The sequence below is a fragment of the Pseudomonas sp. SWRI154 genome (assembly GCF_014268645.1).
In the GTDB taxonomy this organism is placed as follows: Bacteria; Pseudomonadota; Gammaproteobacteria; order Pseudomonadales; family Pseudomonadaceae; genus Aquipseudomonas; species Aquipseudomonas marvdashtae.
This window is the reverse complement of the sequence record NZ_JABWQW010000022.1, coordinates 14366-34832: the sequence shown is the minus strand read 5'-3', so window position 1 is coordinate 34832 and position 20467 is coordinate 14366. Positions and strand designations below refer to the sequence as shown.

The window sequence follows — 20467 nt, the reverse complement described above, 5'->3', positions numbered from 1 at the left end:
AAATATTTTTTGATAACTCGCTTGACGCCCCCCTGAAAAACCCGTTTAATGCGCCCCGTTGCCCAGATAGCTCAGTCGGTAGAGCAGGGGATTGAAAATCCCCGTGTCGGCGGTTCGATTCCGTCTCTGGGCACCAAATACCGAAAAACCCGATCAAGAAATTGATCGGGTTTTTTATTGCCTGGGATTTTCTTCCCGGGCCTCGTCGACTCAGCTACATTCGTTCGCTCCCTCTCCTGCAAGCGAGTCGCCATGGATATCACCGGCATCCCCTTCGGCACCACCGATTGGTCAAGCATCGAGCCCACCGAACACAAAGGCGTCACCGGAACCGCTTATTGGCGCACTCAGCGATTCGGCAACATCCGGGTGCGGATGGTGGAGTACACGGCGGGTTATCTGGCTGACCATTGGTGCACCAAGGGCCACATCCTGTTTTGCCTCAAGGGTGAATTGAACACCGAACTCGAAGACGGCCGACAATTCTTGCTCAAGCCAGGCATGAGCTACCAGGTAGCCGACCAGGCCGAGCCCCACCGCTCTTCAACTTCGACAGGCGCCACGCTCTTCGTGGTGGATTGAGATTCGAAGCGTCGGCGCTGAAGCTGTAGGATAGAAGCCCTTATCCATCAGGAATCCGCCCATGTCATCGGCGAACAAACAGCAGAAACGCAGCCAACGCGCCAAGGTGAAGGCCAAGAACAACCGCATTCAACGAGCTGCTGCGCCGAACGACTTCCTGGACCCGAACGACGAGCGCATCGACTTGGAAACCGTGGACCTGTCGGACCTGTTCCAGCTCATGAGCACCGCCGAAAAAAACAGCCAGCAGGCCATGTGCGAAGCCTTCCTGGGGCATCCGCTCCTTGCACTTGTGCTGGAGCAGGAAGGTGAGGAAGAAGCGACCGACTTCATCTTTACCGCGTTGATCGAATATCGTCGCCTGACCACGGGCGTCGATGAGCAAACCGCGCTGGACTGGGTGGAAAGCAAACAATTCCAGGCTGATTATGTGGCGGCGTCCCAGGCGTTGACACAACGCCAGGATTGACCGCACCTATGGCTTGCAATGGCTGACACGCTCCGTGGAAAGTTCCTACTCGCCAAGGTTAGCCCGCATAGGTCGGCGTCATATCCGTCCTGCTTGAATCAGTTATTTTTCCGCCCAAGCAATCAGCTCCGTCCGGCATCATCGACAATTGCCGTGGCGCATTCTTGTCCGCCCCCTTTCATGGCCGGACACTTCAATGACGCCAACACTACCCCAAGATGATCCACAGCTCGCCCCCTTGATCAACGACTTGGGCGAGCTGATTCGCCAGGCACGCCAGAAAGTCCTTCGGGCCGTTGATACGCTTCAGGTACAGACTTGTTGGCAGATCGGTCGGCACATCATTGAATTCGAGCAGGGAGGCGCCGATCGGGCGGCTTATGGCGCAAAGCTGCTACCGTCGCTGGCGAAGGTGCTGACGGCGCGGTTTGGGAAAGGCTTTGACGCTTCGAATTTGCGCTACATGCGTCTGTTTTATCAGGCATTTCCGATCTGTGACGCACTGCGTCACGAATTGAGCTGGACTCACTATCGAACGCTGCTTCGCGTCGAAAATGCGAATGCACGCCGCTGGTACATGAACGAAGCCGTCGCTCAAAACTGGTCCACTCGCGCCCTGGAACGCCAGATTGGCACCTTCTATTACGAACGCCTCCTGGCAAGCCGCGACCGGCCCGCGGTGGAGCAGGAAGCGGTCGCTCATCTTGAAAAGCTGGATTTCGGCCCCCGGGACATCGTCAGGGATCCGGTGGTCCTCGAGTTCCTAGGGCTGCCCAACGCCGGCATGCTGCTGGAAACCGATCTCGAACAGGCCTTGATCGATCAGTTGCAAGGCTTCCTTCTGGAGCTGGGTAAAGGCTTCGCCTCCGTCGCCCGCCAGCAGCGCATCAGCACCGAAAGCAAAGACTTCTACCTCGACCTGGTTTTCTATAACTATCTGCTCAAGTGCTTTGTGATTGTCGACCTCAAGCGTGGCGAGCTCAGCCACCAGGACATCGGCCAGATGGACATGTACGTGCGCCTCTACGATGACCTCAAGCGCGGCCCCGACGACAAACCCACCGTGGGCATCATTCTCTGCGCGCAAAAAGATGAGTCGGTGGTGCGTTATTCGGTTTTGCAGGGCAATGAACAGCTGTTCGCAAGCCAATACCAACCGGTGCTTCCCACCGAAGAAGAACTGCGCAAGGCGCTGGATCGCGAACGGGCGCGGCTTGAGGAGCGGCAGCAGGGTCAGGCACTTGATGAAATAAAGCCAACTGGCGATCGTCCACCCAGCGAACCTGTGTAAGATTGATGCGCTTTTTTCCCAACGCTCCACTCGAAGAGCTTCATTCTGCATGTTTTCATCGTCCGCTCCTTCTTCTCTGATCCAGGCATTGCGGGCCGAAACCGCTGAATTGCATGTCGCCCTGGAGAAGCGCTTGCCGTTCTTTTCCGAGCACCTGGACCTCAGCCTTTATCAGCGCCTGATGGCGGCCTACTATGGTTTTTATCGGCCATTGGAGCGACGGCTCCACGCCCCCGCGCTCGGAACGACTGGGCTGGATCAATCCCCGCGCATCAAGTTACCGGTGTTGCGGGGCGATCTCGTGGCGCTGGGCCTGGACGAAGCAGCGATTGATGCATTGCCCACTTGTCAGCGTCTTCCGCAAATCGATTCGCCCGCCGCCGCCCTCGGCGTTTCCTATGTGCTGGAAGGCGCAACGCTGGGCGGCCGGATCTTGCGACGCAGGGTGGCCGAACAGCTCGGACTCGACGCATCGAGCGGTGCTGCTTTCCTCGATATCTATGGCGAGCTGACCGGCCGACGTTGGAAGGATTTTCTTCAGTTTCTGGGTGATCGGAACCTTGGCAACGAGCAAATGCTCGAAGCCACACGCGCCGCGAAGGCAACCTTTATCTGTTTTGAAAGCTGGCTGGACAGTCAGGAGGTCCTGTTATGAACCTGGAAGATCAAGAAGCTTTCGAAAAGCTGCTGGCCAATTGCGCAGACGAGCCGATTCGTTTCCCCGGTACCATTCAACCTCATGGCGTATTGCTGATGCTGTCCGAACCCGATTTCGTGATTCGCCAGGTCAGCGCCAACGTATTGCAGTTGATGGGGCGAGAGCCCCATGGGCTGCTGGGCCAGACGCTGGATGCGCTACTGGGGCTGGAACAGGCCGAGGCGATCCTCGTCGCCTGTCGCGCCGCCCCGGAAAGCGGCAAGGTGCCCGTGGCCATTGTCGCGAACCAGCAGCGTTTTGATGCCCTGGTGCATCGCCATCAGGGCGCCCTGATCGTTGAGTTGGAACAACACCTGAGCGACTACCGTCCCGAAGGTGTCAGTGGCGAGGCCAACCTGGGCCGCATGCTGCAACGCCTGCAAAGCGCGAAAGACCTTCAAGCCCTGTACGAAATAAGTGTACGGGAAATCCAGGTCATGACCGGCTACGACCGCGTCCTGATCTATCGCTTCGAGGAAGAAGGGCACGGGCAGGTCATTGCCGAGGCCAGCGCGCCATCGATGGAACTCTATAAAGGTCTGTTCTTCCCCGCGTCGGACATTCCCGAGCAAGCGCGTGAGCTCTATCGCACCAACTGGCTGCGCATCATTCCTAACGCCGACTATGCGCCGGAACCGCTAGTGCCCGAGTTGCGCCCCGACACCCAGGCGCCGCTGGACCTGAGTTTTTCCACGCTGCGCAGCGTCTCGCCAATCCACCGTCAGTACATGAAGAACATGGGCGTGCTGTCGTCCATGAGCATCTCCTTGATGAAGGGCGAGCAATTATGGGGTTTGATCAGTTGTGGCAATCGCCAGCCATTGCTTGTGCCCCATGAAATGCGTATGGCCTGCCAGACCATCGGCCAGATCCTGTCGCTGCAGATCAGCGCCATGGAAGCCCTTGAATTGTCCCGCCAACGGGACGCAAAGCTTGAAGACCTCCAAGCACTTGCCGCCATCCTGGCCGAGTCCAGCGAAAACGTATTCGACGGCTTGTCCCGCGACCCGCAACGATTGATGAAGCTGACCGGAGCCCATGGCGTCGCCATCTTCGAGGACAACAAGCTACATCGCCATGGCCAATGCCCGGAACCGGAACAGATCCGCGCGCTGCACAAATGGATCATGGAAACAGGCCAACCGGTATTTTCACACCACAACCTGGCCAGCATTTTCGAGCCGGCCAAGGCCTATCAGGACGTAGCGAGCGGTGTGTTGGCAATTCACCTGCCCAAACCCGTGGAAAACGGCGTGCTGTGGTTCCGCCCCGAAGTGAAGCAAACCATCAACTGGAGTGGCGATCCTCAAAAGCCTCTCGACCTCGAAAACAGCGAGACCGGATTGCGCCTGCGCCCGCGAACCTCGTTTGAAATCTGGAAAGTCGAGACGGACGGCATCAGCGCCAAATGGGACCATGGCGACTTGTTCGCCGCCAACGACCTGCGTCGCTCGGCGCTGGAAAACGATCTGGCCCGCCAAGTGCGCAAGGAACGCCAGGCGGTGCAGGCCCGCGATGACCTGGTGGCCGTAGTGTCCCATGACCTGCGCAACCCGATGACCGTCATCTCCATGCTCTGCGGCATGATGCAAAAGGCGTTCAGTTCCGACGGTTCCCACAGTTCAAAGCGAATTGCATCGGCCATCGACACCATGCAACAAGCCGCCAGCCGCATGAATGCGCTGCTGGAAGACTTGCTCGACACCTCGCGCATCGATGCCGGGCGCTACACCATCAATCCACAACCGATGGACGTCAGCCAGATATTCGAGGATGCATGCTCGCTACTGACACCACTGGCGTGCGCCAAGTCCATCGATATTTCTTTCCATGCCGAACCCAACCTCAGGATCAATGCCGATCCCGAGCGGCTGTTCCAGGTGTTGTCCAACCTGATCGGCAACGCCATCAAATTCACCCCGCAGCAAGGCTCCGTGGGCATCAGCGCCATGTCGGCGGGCGATGAGATCGTGTTCAGCGTCCGCGATACCGGCGAAGGTATCGCGCCTGAACTGTTACCTCATGTTTTTGACCGCTACTGGACCACCAAGGAAGGCAACCCGAACGGCACCGGTCTGGGGTTGTACATTTCCAAAGGGATTGTCCAGGCCCATGGCGGTAAACTGCTTGCCGAAAGCCAGCCAGGCAAGGGCAGCGAATTTCGCTTCACCGTGCCCAAGATCGATTGAGCCAGCCCCCTAACGAATTGGAAACCCAAGCACAATGGCCTCACTGAACAAACAGCAGAAACGCGCCAAGCGTGCCAAGGACAAAGCCAAGCAGATCCGCATGACGGGACGCAAATCCATCCCCATGTATGGCGATCCGGCCCATGCTACCGCCCAGCCTCCCGTCTACGTCTTGGAGCTGTTCGCCAAACTGCGCGAAGCCGAGGCCGTAAGTCGCAGCGAGATGCTCGACACGCTGCTGGCGAACGTCAGCGAAATGATCATCGAGCGCCCGGGCCTGCTGGACCTGAAGAACGCCGAAAACGAAAGCATGGCCGCCACCAACCTGGCAGCCGATATGCTGGTGGACTACCGCATGTGGGCCGACGACATGGACCGCGAGGCGGCGCAGCGTTGGCTCAGCACCCCGGAGTTCATCAAGGACTTCAGCGAAGCGCTGGACCGTTATCGCCAATCGATGGAAGAGCCCGCCAGCGAGTGAGTCGACTCGCTATTCGCTACTGTTCCAATGGAAAACCAGCTTGCGTGCGGCCCCGCTGCCTACCTCGGCGGTGTCGCGCCGCTCCTCGCCGTTGCGAGTTGCCACCACCGTGTATTTGCCCGGTGGCAGTTGCACATAAACCAGCGGTCCGGCGTCACTGAGCGTCAACACTGCCTGTCCTGAAACCTTCTGAACGGTAACGTCTACATCCGGGACGTATTTGTTCTCCGGACCGATCGCGAAGGTCATATGCAGGTTGTAACCCTGAGCCTGACCGATGGCCCGGGCTTCGTCCTCGCCGATACCGCCGGACAGATAAGTGATGCCGTTCTGCTGCGTGGGCTGGACCTGGACGCCTGTGTTGCCTACGGGCGCGAGGTTAGTGGCGTTGAGCACAACGGGGAACAGCAGGACAACGAAGGGCAATACAAAGTAGCTAATGAGCTTCATGGCGAAGACCCCAGGTTCTGGAAACAACTCACATGAGTTCTTTTTGGAGCACCGTTGCGCGTTAAGGTTTAGATCGATTGGGACTATTAATTAGGACCAGATCATTCTTGCAGCCGGTATATACCGTATACATATCCCTGCATTGCCCTATGATTTAAAACCGCTGGGATAGCTGGTTCGATGGCGATAACGCGACAGCAGACTTCATGGCAGAGCGTAAACAGCCTGCCAATCACGAACGCGAGCCTGTCTGATGATCGAATCCATGCTCGATACCACCACCTAATTTTCATCAACAAATAACGGAACCACGCCCATGGCCTCCGCGAACAAGCAACAGAAACGCGCCAAGCGTGCAAAAGCAAAAGCCAAGCAACTACGCGTCAGTCGTGCAAAACCTGCTACCGCCAGTTTTGATCTTCCCGAATACGACGATCCGTACTTCCTGGATGCCCTGCAAGACGAGTTCGAAGAATCCCCTAGAGATTTCCTGTCAGTGTTTTATGAGATGCAAGATGCCGAAGAAAATGAGGATCGCATCAACATGATGGTCAGGATGATGGGATTACTTCTTGCCATGACGAGTGAACAGCCCGAGCTGCTGGATAATGAAAATGCTGAAAACGAAGCCATGGCGGTCCAGATTCTGACCGAAAATACCCTGATCGCTTACCGAAGATGGGCTGACGATATCGATCAGGAAGCCGCGGAGCATTGGTTTCACAGCCCTGAAGTACAGGCGGATTTCGAAACTGCACGAGCCAGCTTCAAAGAGGTGCTCAAAATATTGTGGGGTCTCGAGGACGTTCCCGAATAACCCAACAGACTTTCATGGCGATAACGCTCATCCGATTAACCCTTCCAACCCCCGCCCAAAGCTGGCACCATCGCGCCTTTTTTTACGCGACTCCCCGGACTTTTCCCCGGCAACCCAGGTTCAAACGGCCGTTAGGTTGTTGATGGCGCGACAGTCTGCTGCGCCGATGCGACAACCTGCCGCACATCGCCGGTTTACCGCCCGTAGCGCTGTTGGCGGCCATTCGGACGCATGCTAGCTTGGCCGCCTCGCCAGGAAGGCTGCCAACAGCAAGGGAGCACATATCATGAGGACCGCACATGGCCCAGGCCACGCCCGCGCTTGAAATCCGCAACTTGCACAAACGCTACGGACAGCTGGAGGTGCTCAAAGGCGTCTCGCTGACTGCTCGCGATGGCGACGTGATCTCGATCCTGGGCTCCTCCGGCTCCGGCAAGTCCACTTTCCTGCGCTGCATAAACCTGCTGGAAAACCCCAATCAGGGCCAGATCCTTGTGGCAGGTGAAGAGCTCAAGCTCAAGGCCGCTAAAAATGGTGAGCTGGTAGCCGCCGACGGCAAGCAGATCAACCGCATTCGCAGCGAGATTGGTTTTGTATTTCAAAACTTTAATCTTTGGCCGCACATGAGCGTGTTGGACAACATCATCGAAGCCCCGCGCCGGGTGCTCGGCCAGAGCAAGGCCGAAGCCACTGAAGTCGCCGAAGCCCTGCTGGCCAAGGTCGGTATCGCCGACAAACGCCACGCCTACCCTGCCGAATTGTCCGGTGGCCAGCAGCAACGCGCTGCCATTGCCCGTACGTTGGCGATGCAGCCCAAAGTGATTCTGTTTGACGAGCCCACTTCCGCCCTTGACCCGGAAATGGTCCAGGAAGTACTTAGTGTGATCCGCGCCCTGGCCGAAGAAGGTCGCACGATGTTGCTAGTGACCCACGAAATGGGTTTCGCTCGTCAGGTATCCAGCGAAGTCGTGTTTCTTCACCAGGGCTTGGTCGAGGAGCAAGGATCGCCACAGCAGGTCTTCGAAAGCCCGCTTTCGGCGCGCTGCAAACAATTCATGTCCAGCAACCGCTAACGGAGCAGTACATATGCAGACCTACAGGAAAGTTCTCTTGGCCGCTGCTGCCAGCCTGGTCTTCTCGGCCAGCGCCATGGCCGCCGACAAACTGAAAATGGGCATCGAAGCAGCCTACCCGCCGTTCAACAACAAGGACGCCAGTGGCCAAGTCGTGGGTTTCGACAAAGATATCGGCGACGCCCTGTGCGCCAAGATGAAAGTCGAGTGCGAAGTGGTCACTTCCGACTGGGACGGCATCATTCCGGCCCTGATGGCCAAGAAGTTCGATTTCCTGATCTCTTCGTTGTCGATCAACGAAGAGCGCAAGCAAGCTGTGGACTTCACCGACCCGTACTACTCCAACAAACTGCAATTCATCGCTCCGAAAAACGTCGAATTCAAAGTCGACAAAGAGTCTCTCAAAGGCAAGGTCATCGGGGCACAGCGCTCCACGCTTGCCGGCACGTGGCTGGAAGATGAACTGGGCAGTGATGTCACCACCAAGCTGTACGACACCCAGGAGAACGCCTACCTGGACCTGACCTCCGGCCGCGTCGACGCGATCCTGGCGGACAAATACGTGAACTACGATTGGCTGAAAACCGACGCTGGCCGTGCTTACGAATTCAAGGGCGATCCAGTGGTTGAAGGCGATAAGATCGCCATTGCGGTGCGCAAGGGTAACGACGAACTGCGCAACAAGCTGAACGCCGCGCTCAAGGAAATCATTGCCGACGGCACTTATAAAAAGATCAACGACAAGTACTTCCCGTTCAGCATCTATTGATCCTGACGTGCCTGGCCGGCGCAGCCATCTGGCAGCGCCGGCCCTTAGCAAAGCCTGCCGCGATATGAATTCTTACCCATGATGATCGATCTCTACGGATTCGGCCCGGCGCTCGTCGCTGGCGTTCTGATGACCGTCAAGTTAGCGCTCACGGCCCTCTGCCTGGGGCTGGTGCTCGGCTTGCTCGGTGCCCTGGCCAAGACTTCTCCATACAAGCCGCTGCAATGGCTGGGCGGCACTTATTCAACATTGGTTCGCGGCATTCCGGAATTGCTCTGGGTGCTGCTGATCTATTTCGGCACCGTCAACCTGATGCGTGCCTTGGGTGAATACTTCGGCAACCCCGACCTTGCCCTCAACGCCTTCGCCGCCGGGGTCATTGCCCTGGGCCTGTGCTTTGGCGCCTACGCCACGGAAGTGTTTCGCGGCGCGATCCTGGCGATTCCCAAGGGCCATCGCGAGGCCGGCGTCGCCCTGGGCCTGTCGAAGTGGCGGATCTTCACCCGGTTGATCATGCCGCAGATGTGGCGCATCGCCCTGCCCGGCCTGGGCAACCTGTTCATGATCCTGATGAAAGACACCGCGCTGGTCTCGGTGATCGGCCTGGAAGAAATCATGCGTCATGCGCAAATCGGCGTGACCGTGTCCAAGCAACCGTTCACTTTCTATATGGTCGCAGCCTTCATGTACCTGGGCCTGACGGTGCTCGCCATGATCGGCATGCACCTGCTGGAACGACGCGCCGCCCGTGGATTTACCAGGAGCACCCAATGAACTGGGACGTCATCATCAAGTGGCTGCCGAAGCTGGCCCAGGGCGCCACATTGACCCTTGAACTGGTAGCGATCGCCGTGATCGCCGGCCTGTTACTGGCGATTCCGCTGGGTATCGCCCGCTCATCGCGCTTGTGGTACGTGCGGGCATTGCCCTACGCCTACATCTTCTTTTTCCGCGGTACTCCGTTGCTGGTCCAGTTGTTCCTGGTCTACTACGGCCTGGCGCAGTTCGATGCCGTGCGCAGCAGCGCGTTGTGGCGATATCTGCGGGACCCGTTCTGGTGCGCCACGGCCACCATGACCCTGCACACCGCCGCCTACATCGCCGAGATCCTGCGCGGCGCGATCCAGGCCATTCCCCGTGGCGAGATCGAAGCCGCACGGGCCTTGGGCATGTCGCGTCCCAAGGCATTGCTCTACATCATCCTGCCGCGCGCCGCGCGCATCGGCCTGCCGGCCTACAGCAACGAAGTGATCCTGATGCTCAAGGCCAGCGCCCTGGCCAGCACCGTGACCCTGCTGGAACTCACCGGCATGGCGCGCACCATCATCGCCCGGACCTACATGCCGGTAGAGATTTTCTTCGCGGCCGGCATGTTCTATCTGTTAATGGCCTTCATCCTGGTGCAAGGCTTCAAGCAGCTGGAACGCTGGTTACGCGTCGATGCTTGCCAGGGACGTTGACGCGGGCGTGCTGATGGGCGAGGCGTTGCTCGCCCGTTTCATGGCCCTGGATGCTTTTCTTACGGCGCACCAAGCCCTTTGGAAACCGCGCCCCTTCACTCATCTGCAATTGCCTTGGGAAACGTCTCACCCCGAATTGGCCCGATGGCTACGCCAGCGTTCGCTGGAGAATGCAGAAGCAGACCATCACCAACCTTGGCTGATCGAAGATGCACCAGCCCCATTCCCTGAGCTGGCGGCCATTTCCTGCACCTTGAGCGCCGTTCCGAAATTGCCGGCCAAGGAGCTGCAAGCGTCAATCCACCGCCTCAACGTCGATGTACCCGGTCGCAAATGGCAACAAATTGAAGCCTTCGCCAGTCGCCTGCACTTCGCCGCGCAACCGACTCACTGGCTGGACTGGTGCGCCGGTAAAGGTCACCTCGGTCGACGACTACTACAGGGCAACCAGCAACTGACCTGCCTGGAATACGATCCAGCCCTGGTCGTCAGCGGCCAGCAACTGAGCCAACGCCACCGCTTGCCCGCCACGCATCGGCAGCAAGACGTGCTGGCGGCGGATGCAGCCCAAGCGATTCAGCCCGAACACACGCCCGTAGCGCTGCACGCCTGCGGTGACTTGCACGTGCGACTCATGCAGTTGGCGAGCGCCAGCGGTTGCGCAAACATGGCGATCGCACCGTGCTGCTACAACCGTATCAGCGCCTCGGAGCATCAGCCGCTGTCCGACGCAGCCAAAGGCTCTGCCCTACAACTATCGCTCGATGATCTCAGCCTGCCGCAGACCGAAACCATCACCGCTGGTACCCGCGTCCGACGCCAACGGGACACATCCATGGCTCGACGCCTGGGATTTGACCTGCTGCAACGGCAGATCACAGGGCGCGACGACTACTTACCCACGCCGTCGCTCCCCAGCGCCTGGCTGGAAAAAACCTTCGCCCAATACTGCATCGATCTCGCGGCCCTCAAGCATTTACCCACAACCGGCTCGCCTGATTGGCAAGCACTAGAGGCTGCGGGTAACCAGCGTTTGGCGCAGGTGCGCAACCTTGAACTGGTGCGAGGCCTATTCCGACGGCCCTTGGAGCTCTGGCTGGTGCTGGATCGAGCGCTCTTCCTCGTACAAAAGGGCTACGAGGTTCGCCTGGGCACCTTCTGCGACACACCCCTCACCCCGAGGAATATGATGCTGCTGGCGGAGCGGCGGCCAGGCTAAACAGGCTGTGGATAACTCTGTTGATGAAATAGCCTTGGATTCAACGAAACCGCAATTTCCTGACCGTTTCAAAGCTGTTCATTTTTTGTTCATATGGATAAAAAACCATGAAAACAGATATTTGCGGCTGGACGAGAAGGTTGTCACAAAAATGAAAATTGCGGCCGGCGAGGTTGTTTCGATTGTGTATAAGCGCCGGGACAAACCGATATAAAGGCGCGTTTTATTGGAACGGAACGTGAATTTTCCGCTTTATCGCTAGCACCGAGCAGCCGTACTTTTCGCACCCCGCAAACACCGCCCATCCGCGATTGCATCCGGGATCAGTGGCTTGCTTAAAAATAGTCAGAATTCAGGGGTTTACAGAAACCACCCAATCGCTATAATCGTCGCCCACACGCCGGTATAGCTCAGTTGGTAGAGCAACTGACTTGTAATCAGTAGGTCCCGGGTTCGACTCCTGGTGCCGGCACCATACAAGGTTCCAGAGAAGGCTTTCAAAATCTCTGGAACCCCCGAAAAACCCGCCTTCTGGCGGGTTTTTTCGTTTTGGGGTTCTGTCGGGTTACGTCAAAATCTGGTGGATTCCAGCCGTTTTAGGGGTAACGTTAGGGGTAAGGTAATTCGATAAAGGGGGAGTACCCTTATGTCGCGCACCACTGCTCCACTCTCCGACTCGGCTTGCCGCTCAGCCAAGCCCACTGACCGCGCCTACAAGCTTTTCGACGGCGACGGCCTCTACCTTCTAGTCCAACCCAATGGCCGTAAAGGCTGGCGTCTCAGGTATGTCAAACCTGATGGACGCGAAGGACTGACCTCGTTCGGCAGCTACCCCGTGGTCGGCCTCGCCGATGCGCGCAACAAGCGCCTAGAGGTCAAGCGGATGCTGGCGAAAGGCATCGACCCCATAGAGACCAAACATCAAGCCAAGACGCAGGCCGCAATCAAAGGCCGAACCTTTGAAAGCGCTGCACTGGACTGGCACAAAGCGATGTCTGCCAAATGGGCTCCGGGCCATGCCAAGACCGTCCTGAGCCGCCTCAAAACCCATGTCTTCCCGCTGATCGGCGCTCGCTCTATTGTCGATCTGGACACCCATGACCTGATGCAACCTCTGGAAGCGATCCAGAAACGCGGCACGATTGACGTCGCTTTAAGGGTACAAAACTACCTGCAAAGCATCATGCGCGAGGCGAAACGTGCTCGACAGATCGCGGCAAACCCTGCCTCCGACCTTGAAGGGTTGATCAAAGCCCCGAGGGTGATTCACCGCCCTGCTTTACCCTTATCGCGCCTGCCTGAATTGCAGGAGCGTATCGACATCTACAGAGGCCGCGCACTTACCCGGCTGACGGTCATGCTCTCGCTGCATGTGTTCGTCCGCTCCAGCGAACTGCGCTTCGCCCGCTGGAGCGAGTTCGACCTCAAGCGCGGCACCTGGGAGATACCGGACACTCGACCCGCGCTGGACGGAGTACCCTTTTCAACAAGGGGTACGAAGATGGCCGGGGACATCCACCTTGTACCCTTATCGCCGCAAGCCGTGGCCCTGCTTGAACAGATCCACTCCCTCACCGGCAAATTCGACCTGGTGTTTGCAGGCGATGCCAAGCCCTGGAAACCCATGTCTGAAAACACGGTGAACAGCGCACTCAGAAAGATGGGCTACGACACCAAAACCGAAATCTGCGGCCATGGCTTTCGTTCGATGGCCTGTAGCGCGCTGATTGAATCAGGACTGTGGTCCGAGACCGCCATTGAAAGGCAGATGAGCCACAAGGAACGCAACAACGTCCGCGCCGCTTACATCCACAAGGCAGAGTTCATCGAGGAACGCAGGCTGATCATGAACTGGTGGAGCCGGTACCTGGAGGCCAACCGGCAGGAGCATGTCACTCCACACGAATTCGCCAACCAGATTGGAGATAACGTTACCCGGATAAAGGCGAAGCCTGGCACTGGCGCAGAGAGGTGGAGTTGATATGGATATCTCAACCGCACAAAGCATCAAGCTCGCCATTGTGTCGGCAACCGGACTGTCAAAAGACGCGCTGCATATCTATTTGGGCATGGCGGTCTATTTAACGTTGATCGTTGGCACCCGACGTTACAGGCCATACCTTGGCTGGCTGGTTGTTTTCATCATTGCGTGTGCAGGCGAGTGGGTAGATCGGCGAGACGATATTGGAAGCTTCGGATACTGGCGCTGGCAGGCAAGCGCTCACGACATTCTCAACACGTTGTTTTGGCCGACGGTGCTGACACTGCTTTGGCTTTTAAAGTGCCGCAGTAAAGCAAGCGTACATCCGTAAGACTCTCGCAATCTGCTCTGCCACGCGGGTCCATCCAAACAGGGCTGCAAAGCCGCCCTGTTTGGATGGACCTCACTTAAAAAATCTAATGCCCACGCAACTGTCTGTGGAAAACCACAGACTTCCACCGGTGGATAATTTCATCCACAGCAGCAGAACTCCCGAGAATTGGAGTCTTGACCCGACTTATCCACAGGCGTAGAAAAGATCGGGCAAAGCGCTGTCGTTGACAGCAACCCAGGTAGCCAGAACCTTTAAGGCTACGCCACACCGTGGTGGTTCTCCCAAAGTGCGATTAGCGTCCGGCGGCTCGCACGGTCACAGCGATGTGATGGATGCCTACTTCTACCAGAGTGCCCACTGCGGCAACTCATACCCTTTATAGCTGCCCTGCAGCAACCTATCCGCTTGGCCATTTCATTGCGCCAACCTGCGCCCGTCTCTTTCTTCCGGAAAGAGACGGGCGCTCCTACCGCTGCTGCAGCCCACCTCGTACAAGGCTTTGCGGCATTTCCCCTCGTGACAATCGGCGTGACAAACACCGAAGTCACCAGCAACAGCGATGCAGATGATGGTGCCGCAGCCCAAGGAATGGGCTGTACCTGACTGACAGTCAGGCATGCCCCGGTCATCTCATCACTGCCTTCACCCGACTCAGGATCTCGCGGCGCTGATCTCGTCAGCCAGTGCAGCCTCCACCCGCCCACTTCTTCGGAAGTGCTCAGGAGGTCAGATCATGAGATGCCCAAGCTCCCGGTCGTAAGGAGCCGCAAGTCCCGCGTTAGTGGACAACCCTCACAGGTCGCAGGGGCCTTGATCCCTGATAACACTCAACATTCTTGGCGGGATGACGTGGGGAAGGTTTCAAAGGTTTTGGCTTCGAGGGGAGTTTGATCATGGCGCTAGTAGGTAGACGCGATGGGCGTAATTTTGGCTACGGCCGGCAGCTGAGTTATGCCGGGCCGCAGGCGTTGCGCAACCTATTTGGCGGCGGGCATTACGGCACGGTCAAGGCGCACAGTGATCGCTGGCAGGCGTTTGTTCGTTGGTGTCGGTCGGAAGATGGGCCAGGGTTTAACGATGCTCGGCAGATTGTTCGGCAGACTTTGCTGGATTACGCCAGACATCTGCGGCAGCAAGTTGAACAAGGTGAGCTCGCCATCGCCACCGCGCAAAACCGATTGTCCAGCGTGAACCGAACCATGGCCGCGCTTCGCGGTGATCAATATGTGAAAGTGCCGAGTCCGAGCGAGGCGCTGGGCATGCAGCGCACTAGTGTTCGCAGCTCGGTGCCGCAAGGCCAAGACCACGGACAAGTGAAGCGGGTCGTAGAAGCGCTCTGTGGACATCAGCAGTCGCGCGCAGCCGCTATCACATTGTTGGCCCGAGCCACCGGTATGCGCTTACGCGAGACGATCTTGGCCGACCTTCCCCGTCTACAACGTGAAGCCAAGCAATTCGGCAAGATCAACATCCAGGACGGTACCAAAGGTGGCCGTTCAGGCGCGTCAGCACCTCGTTGGATTACGGTAGATGATCATATTCATGACGCATTGAGGTTTGCCGAAAAGGTCTCACCCGACGGTAGCCGCAACCTGCTTGCACCGAACGAACGCTACCTCGATTTTTTGCAGGGAATCGTCCGATCCGCACGGGACATCATCCATAAGCACAACCTCAAAGGCTTCCACGAGTTGCGGGCAGCCTATGCGTGCGAACGATATGAGCAAATCACCCAGCATCCTGCGCCCATCAACGGTGGCCGTTGCTACCAGCTCGACCGACACCTCGATCAGAAGCCCGGGTGCAAATCAGCTATGAGCTGGGGCACGGTCGTATCGACGTAATTTCGGCTTACATCGGGGGCCGAGCATGAGTAAGGCATTCGATATGGAGCTGTTCCTGGCGAGCGTCCTGACTGGATCTCATACCACACGCCAGCGCCACCTGAGTCAGGCGAAGGCTATCCAAACAGCAATAGCTGATCGCTGGCAACGCGACAATCCATGGACCTGGCAGCAAAAGCATCTCGTCTGGTTTCTAACTCACCGCATGAACCCGCACGCTGAATCGACGCGCTATTACTATGTACTAACCATACGCTTGATCACTCTTCGCTTAGGAGAATCCTGGTATTTCAACCGTTAAGCGTAGGTCCGCGACCGGCAGAAATCGACCTGGTCAGCGTCGCAAACCTGCGCAAGGCTTTGCGCTATGCTGCGCGGCGCCAGCAACTTTTGCTCATTTTGGACGGCCACCGCCTGATGACCACCTAACTTGCGCAACATCCTGAATCCAAGAAACACACTTTGGCCCAACAGGGACCAAGCGCCCCTAAAACACAAAGCGCCACCGCCTGAACACCACCCAATAAACAGAGTGACTATCTGTATTTACTCTCGCTCTTCCACCTGATCAATCTGCATCAATGAACCTCCAACAATGCTTCGACGCTCCCGACAAAAGTGTGTGTCAATGCATCGATTCTGGCGTACTGCATAGGAACGATGCCGCTGACCACGAGGCACGATACTAACCTCGGAGACGGCAGGTTGGTGAAACGTCGCACCGACTCCAGGTTAGCCTCCAAAAATTCGAAGCGGTCTAGATGGCGGCGCAACTTGTCAGGAATTCCATCGACGACACTTCCCTGGTATTCCGACAGAAGAGCGGCAACTTCCGAGTAATTGCGGGCGAATGACAGGTCCTTACATTCAATAACAAGCACGACGCCATCATTGGGCCGCCAGGCGAGTACATCGATGTCACCAAAATCGCGCTCTAACTTGCGCTGCAGAAGCTCAGGCAGCACTACACCCTCTCTAGCCACCCAGCCGGCCTCGATCAGGGTTTGCGTGACTTTTCGATTAAACGTATGCCCCTCACTAGCCTTGCCCCACCAGATGTTCCTCATCTCATTGCTCTGGAAAAATGACTGGTCAAGCTCACCGCGAAAGGCACCATCAACGACGTAAGCGAAGCCCCTTCTGAGCAGGTCGGGGGCAATTAGCAAAAGTGGATCGTCGCTAGTATCCACTTGAAGAATCGGACGTGAGACCAGAGATAGGCGCCGTCCGAAGCGCCATGGATAGATGTCCTTACCAGCAAATTTTTTGGGCGGCTTGTCCCAACGAGGCCGGGACACCAGACTGAACTGCTCTAGAAACCTACGTACCTGTCCCTCGCCAACATGCTCCTCGGCGAGGGAGTAATATGCACTTCGACGGATTTTCAGGACCGGGACATTTTCCCGTATTGCCATATCTTCAAGTACGCCGATGATAGTACGCGCCTCATCGCAGTCGAAGCCCATCTCTACTGTCCATGCGCTCCAGAACTCCTCACTTAATCGCCCACGAGTAAACGGGATAATCTCCGGTGGCAAGTAATGCTTACGCTGTTGAGGAGCACTTTCAACGTAGTTGTCCCCGATCGCCTGCGCAAGCATCGGCTCGACAACATTGTTGCCAAAATCATCCTTGAATAAGATGTCGCCAAGCGGCGAGATCACCAACTGTGGCGTCAGCGCGTTGTAGTGGATCGCATCCGACAACCCCCCTAACCGCATCAACAATGATACGCGAGCCAATAACGTACTCAGCTCCAGATCAGCCGGTAGGATGCCACCTTCTAGTGGGCAGGCGCACAACGCAATTTCCGCAAGAACACGACTTGAGATATTCGCTCCGGCGAATCTAGACATCTCTTTTACAACAGTCTGGATCGCATCAGGAGCCGTACCGTGCAGTCCTATTACCGCCGCCGACGTACGCTTCCAATGTCGCTCCTTTGATCCTGCTTTCTCGCAGTTGAGCAGGAGCCGATGAAGAGTCTCGCCTCGATTAAAGCGGCCTAGGCCTGCCACGATGTCGCCAACGAGTACCGTAACAAGCCCATTGAGGTAGACGTTACAAGCGTGCTTACCCTTAATGGTATCTGAGTCATCATTTCGTTCGACCCGCCAGCCTAGGCCGAGCCGCACTGTTGCGATGTCGAGGAGGTCGATTTCTATCAACTCCTCAGGTAGCTGATCCTGAACGTAGTCCAAAAATCTATGCGCATGGTGCACATGAAAGCTCCGGGCCTCATCGTTTTCAACAATGGCGGACTCTAGCTCACGAGCGACGGAGTCGGCCTGCGGCTCACCTACTAACTCCAAATAGGCCCGCGTCAACGTACGTACAACCGCTCGTTCGGCGACGTTGGTGGGAATCCTGAATCCACTCATGAAGCCTTTAGCGAACACCACCATGCGCGCCTGCGGCTCTTCGGCCGACCTTGTAGAACACAGTGTCAGAAGGTCATCTACAACCTGTGTTTCCAAAGATGTTTGATCATCTTCAAAGACAACTTTGACTTTTAATACTTGCGCTATTTGTTCTGACAACCGCACATCGAGTGCGGCCCCGATACGGGGCAGCCAGGCGCATACCATATCCCACAGCCGATACGGAATATCCCGAACTCCCATTTCGGGCGTATCTAACTCTACCCACAAATGCAGGCGGCCTTCATAGAGCGCGATCAGTAGGCCTTTCCCCGCGCAGTCCAAGCAGCTGTAAAGTCGCCGCTCGACCGTACTCTGAAATAGCGGGTTTGGATTGATATGGCACACGTCGTGCCATGTTCCAAGGGTATCACGCACACTATGATGATCGTAGGCGAGGTCCGCCTCTGCTCGGATATCGCGCAAGAGGTTTAGTGGTGGGTTGAGGAGCACCGGACGCTCGGGGGAAATGCGGCCTGGCGGAAGCTCATCGTGCGGCACCAAATGACCGTGGTTCCGCCGCATCCATCCAAGAAGGTTGAGTACTCCATTGAGATTAACCAATTCGACGCCTGCACGCTTGATGGCGCTGAGCCCCTCCTCTAAGCGCCAGAAATGAGCCGGTGTCATATCGCTAATGGCGCTCAAGCGCACCAAGTCAGCCGCGGATATAGATTCAAAGGCCCACTTCCCATTTTCCGGTGGAACAATAGCCGCCGAGTAGCCTTTGCCCCAGCCGCATCCAACGACCACGTGCAGACCTCTGCGGAAGTTTTCCTTGGCTCCGAAATGCTGTTCGGCGCCTCGCATCGATTGATGTAGGGCCTCAACAAGTTCCACATCCAGTGCACCATCGTGCTTTAAGCCACCTGCGTCATGCCCTCGTACAGAAGGAAAGAACAGATGGAAAGCCAGGATGTGTCCGAGATCAACTTCGTGAACGAACGTTGCCCATCGATGGGTACCTATGGAACGCCATGAGACCGGTGCGCGTAAGGGGCCACCAAACAACGGTGTGTTGCCTAACAGCAACGCGAACTCATCGGCAATTACTTCATCGAAGACATCGACATGTCCAGAATCTTGGAGGAATTCGATCACAAAACTGCGTAGTGCGGTCGATAGTGCCGTAGGTAGAGCGACAACCAACATGTCGCGTTGAACTAGCAACGGCATTCGATCGAGTACACTTAACCCCACTTCTTGCGACAGCAGACTGGAACGCATCTTCGGTGACAGAAAAAATGGCTCAAGGTCATCAAGTGCTACGCCATGCTCCGTCAGTTGAGTAAACGGAATCGTGACCCGCAACATCAAGGAGGTACGTGACCCAATACCCTTGGGCGATAGAGACGCGTGCCGAACGTCCGATCCCAACTGGTAGCGACTCAATCTGCCTGCTGAGCATACGAGATCAGATATGACCAGAAGCGATCGCACTGCCCGCTTCAACCGACTGAAAGATCCCCGATCTGGCATCGTGGCCACCACGTTGATCACGCGTTGCGTATAGAATCCGGCCGACTCCCATACACCCTCCAGCAGCCGGTAATCGCCGAGATCTGTCTGCACCAGAGAGACAAATACGTCTTCCGCAGGGTCTTCACCCAAGACACAGCGTGTTTTCCCCAACTCGGCAAACCATCGCTGCAAATCGGTAATGCTCGGTGTCTTGCGTCCATTGCAATGAATCAGCGCCAGAGCAACCAAAAGCTCAAGGCGGATGCAGTTGGATTGGTATTCCGGGATAGTCAACAACCCCGATATCATCGGCACAGCAGACGCGGGGTCGAACCGAGCCAGATCGCGGCAAAGCACCGCAGCTTCCTTGGAAGCTTCTTGAAGGTTTATACGCAGCTGGGCCCAGCGTTGTTGCTCTCCCATAAGCGCATGAAACACCTGGAAATCAAACGCATCATTCATTTCCGAATCAACGCGATCCAAAGCACGCACCTCCCGGCAGGGTGAATGATGTCAGCGACAAGTCGCGTGCTCCAAAGGCATCGTTTTTCATACAAGTCCCTTTGTGATTAGTGATGTACTGACGTCGAATGTACACCGGTGCGACATCGATCAGCCATCATTTGAATTCCACTGGGAGCCGAGAAGCCAGAAAGGTCTGAGGTGCTTTTACTGACCAATGCTTACGGCCTCAAAAAGGAATTTTGAATCTTGACGTAGGACCAGCTAATGAGCGTCCCTGTTATCCAATAGATCACCTGTTTTTCTCGATTCTCGATAATTCTTAAGGGGGATGTTGAGTGGCATCCCATGTTTGTAGTTGTAGATTTCAATTTTCATTAGAGAAACAGGTGTGCTTATTAGGAAGTTTTTTGGTTTGGCATTACTGCTGATGGCAACAAAAACACCTCGTCTGGCTTCTCAAATAAC

The 20467-nt window shown here is 56.7% G+C and carries 17 protein-coding genes, 2 tRNA genes and 1 pseudogene; 18 read left to right on the top strand and 2 right to left on the bottom strand.

The window, feature by feature from the left end:
* The first annotated feature begins 60 nt into the window (after positions 1 to 60).
* From HU806_RS18840 to HU806_RS18810, 7 genes are all read left to right on the top strand, one after another.
* A tRNA-Phe gene (locus tag HU806_RS18840) sits at positions 61 to 136 on the top strand.
* A gap of 116 nt (positions 137 to 252) precedes the next feature.
* Entirely contained in the window at positions 253 to 582 is a 330-nt protein-coding gene (locus HU806_RS18835) for a DHCW motif cupin fold protein (RefSeq protein ID WP_186613208.1), read from the top strand.
* A 61-nt stretch (positions 583 to 643) separates the two neighbouring features.
* A complete protein-coding gene (locus HU806_RS18830; RefSeq protein WP_186613206.1) occupies positions 644 to 1051 on the top strand; it encodes a hypothetical protein in 408 nt (135 codons plus the stop codon).
* Positions 1052 to 1247: 196 nt separating this feature from the next.
* Entirely contained in the window at positions 1248 to 2342 is a 1095-nt protein-coding gene (locus HU806_RS18825) for a PDDEXK nuclease domain-containing protein (RefSeq protein WP_186613204.1), read from the top strand.
* Positions 2343 to 2391: 49 nt separating this feature from the next.
* Positions 2392 to 2997, top strand: coding sequence for a biliverdin-producing heme oxygenase (locus HU806_RS18820; protein ID WP_186613202.1), 606 nt, complete (start codon positions 2392 to 2394; stop codon positions 2995 to 2997).
* A complete protein-coding gene (locus HU806_RS18815; protein WP_186613200.1) occupies positions 2994 to 5228 on the top strand; it encodes an ATP-binding protein in 2235 nt (744 codons plus the stop codon). The genes HU806_RS18820 and HU806_RS18815 overlap by 4 nt, the downstream gene beginning before the upstream one ends.
* A 34-nt stretch (positions 5229 to 5262) precedes the next feature.
* On the top strand, positions 5263 to 5709 hold the full coding sequence (locus tag HU806_RS18810) for a hypothetical protein (RefSeq protein ID WP_186613198.1): 447 nt from the start codon (positions 5263 to 5265) through the stop codon (positions 5707 to 5709).
* Positions 5710 to 5718: 9 nt separating this feature from the next.
* Here the strand turns inward: HU806_RS18810 and HU806_RS18805 are convergent, their stop codons facing one another.
* Positions 5719 to 6159: a carboxypeptidase regulatory-like domain-containing protein gene (locus HU806_RS18805; protein ID WP_186613196.1), complete on the bottom strand. Its 441-nt coding sequence runs from the start codon at positions 6157 to 6159 to the stop codon at positions 5719 to 5721.
* Positions 6160 to 6475: 316 nt separating this feature from the next.
* Between HU806_RS18805 and HU806_RS18800 the strand changes: the two genes are divergently transcribed.
* The 11 genes and pseudogenes from HU806_RS18800 to HU806_RS18750 all read left to right on the top strand — a co-directional run bounded on the left by HU806_RS18800 (position 6476) and on the right by HU806_RS18750 (position 15957).
* A complete protein-coding gene (locus tag HU806_RS18800) occupies positions 6476 to 6976 on the top strand; it encodes a hypothetical protein (RefSeq protein ID WP_186613195.1) in 501 nt (166 codons plus the stop codon).
* Between the two features lie 299 nt (positions 6977 to 7275).
* Positions 7276 to 8049: an ABC transporter ATP-binding protein gene (locus tag HU806_RS18795; protein ID WP_186613193.1), complete on the top strand. Its 774-nt coding sequence runs from the start codon at positions 7276 to 7278 to the stop codon at positions 8047 to 8049.
* A gap of 13 nt (positions 8050 to 8062) precedes the next feature.
* Positions 8063 to 8818 carry an ABC transporter substrate-binding protein gene (locus HU806_RS18790; RefSeq protein ID WP_186613191.1) on the top strand — a complete coding sequence of 252 codons (756 nt, stop codon included), beginning with the start codon at positions 8063 to 8065 and terminating at the stop codon, positions 8816 to 8818.
* Between the two features lie 78 nt (positions 8819 to 8896).
* Entirely contained in the window at positions 8897 to 9592 is a 696-nt protein-coding gene (locus tag HU806_RS18785) for an ABC transporter permease (RefSeq protein WP_186613189.1), read from the top strand.
* Positions 9589 to 10278: an ABC transporter permease gene (locus HU806_RS18780; protein WP_186613187.1), complete on the top strand. Its 690-nt coding sequence runs from the start codon at positions 9589 to 9591 to the stop codon at positions 10276 to 10278. Before HU806_RS18785 ends, HU806_RS18780 begins: the two co-directional genes overlap by 4 nt.
* Complete coding sequence (locus HU806_RS18775) at positions 10259 to 11497, top strand: methyltransferase (protein ID WP_186613185.1); 1239 nt, start codon at positions 10259 to 10261, stop codon at positions 11495 to 11497. The genes HU806_RS18780 and HU806_RS18775 overlap by 20 nt, the downstream gene beginning before the upstream one ends.
* Before the next feature lie 399 nt (positions 11498 to 11896).
* Positions 11897 to 11972 (top strand) — tRNA-Thr (locus tag HU806_RS18770).
* Between the two features lie 171 nt (positions 11973 to 12143).
* On the top strand, positions 12144 to 13478 hold the full coding sequence (locus HU806_RS18765) for a tyrosine-type recombinase/integrase (RefSeq protein WP_186613183.1): 1335 nt from the start codon (positions 12144 to 12146) through the stop codon (positions 13476 to 13478).
* A 1-nt stretch (position 13479) separates the two neighbouring features.
* Positions 13480 to 13809 (top strand): hypothetical protein, encoded by a 330-nt coding sequence (locus tag HU806_RS18760; protein WP_025996615.1) that lies wholly within the window; start codon positions 13480 to 13482, stop codon positions 13807 to 13809.
* 896 nt (positions 13810 to 14705) lie between these two features.
* A pseudogene (locus HU806_RS18755) lies at positions 14706 to 15685 on the top strand (integrase domain-containing protein).
* Complete coding sequence (locus HU806_RS18750; protein WP_080663468.1) at positions 15682 to 15957, top strand: hypothetical protein; 276 nt, start codon at positions 15682 to 15684, stop codon at positions 15955 to 15957. Before HU806_RS18755 ends, HU806_RS18750 begins: the two are co-directional and overlap by 4 nt.
* Before the next feature lie 277 nt (positions 15958 to 16234).
* Here HU806_RS18750 and HU806_RS18745 read toward each other — a convergent pair whose 3' ends face one another.
* On the bottom strand, positions 16235 to 20020 hold the full coding sequence (locus HU806_RS18745) for an anti-phage protein Upx-like protein (RefSeq protein WP_202884434.1): 3786 nt from the start codon (positions 20018 to 20020) through the stop codon (positions 16235 to 16237).
* Positions 20021 to 20467: the final 447 nt, after the last annotated feature.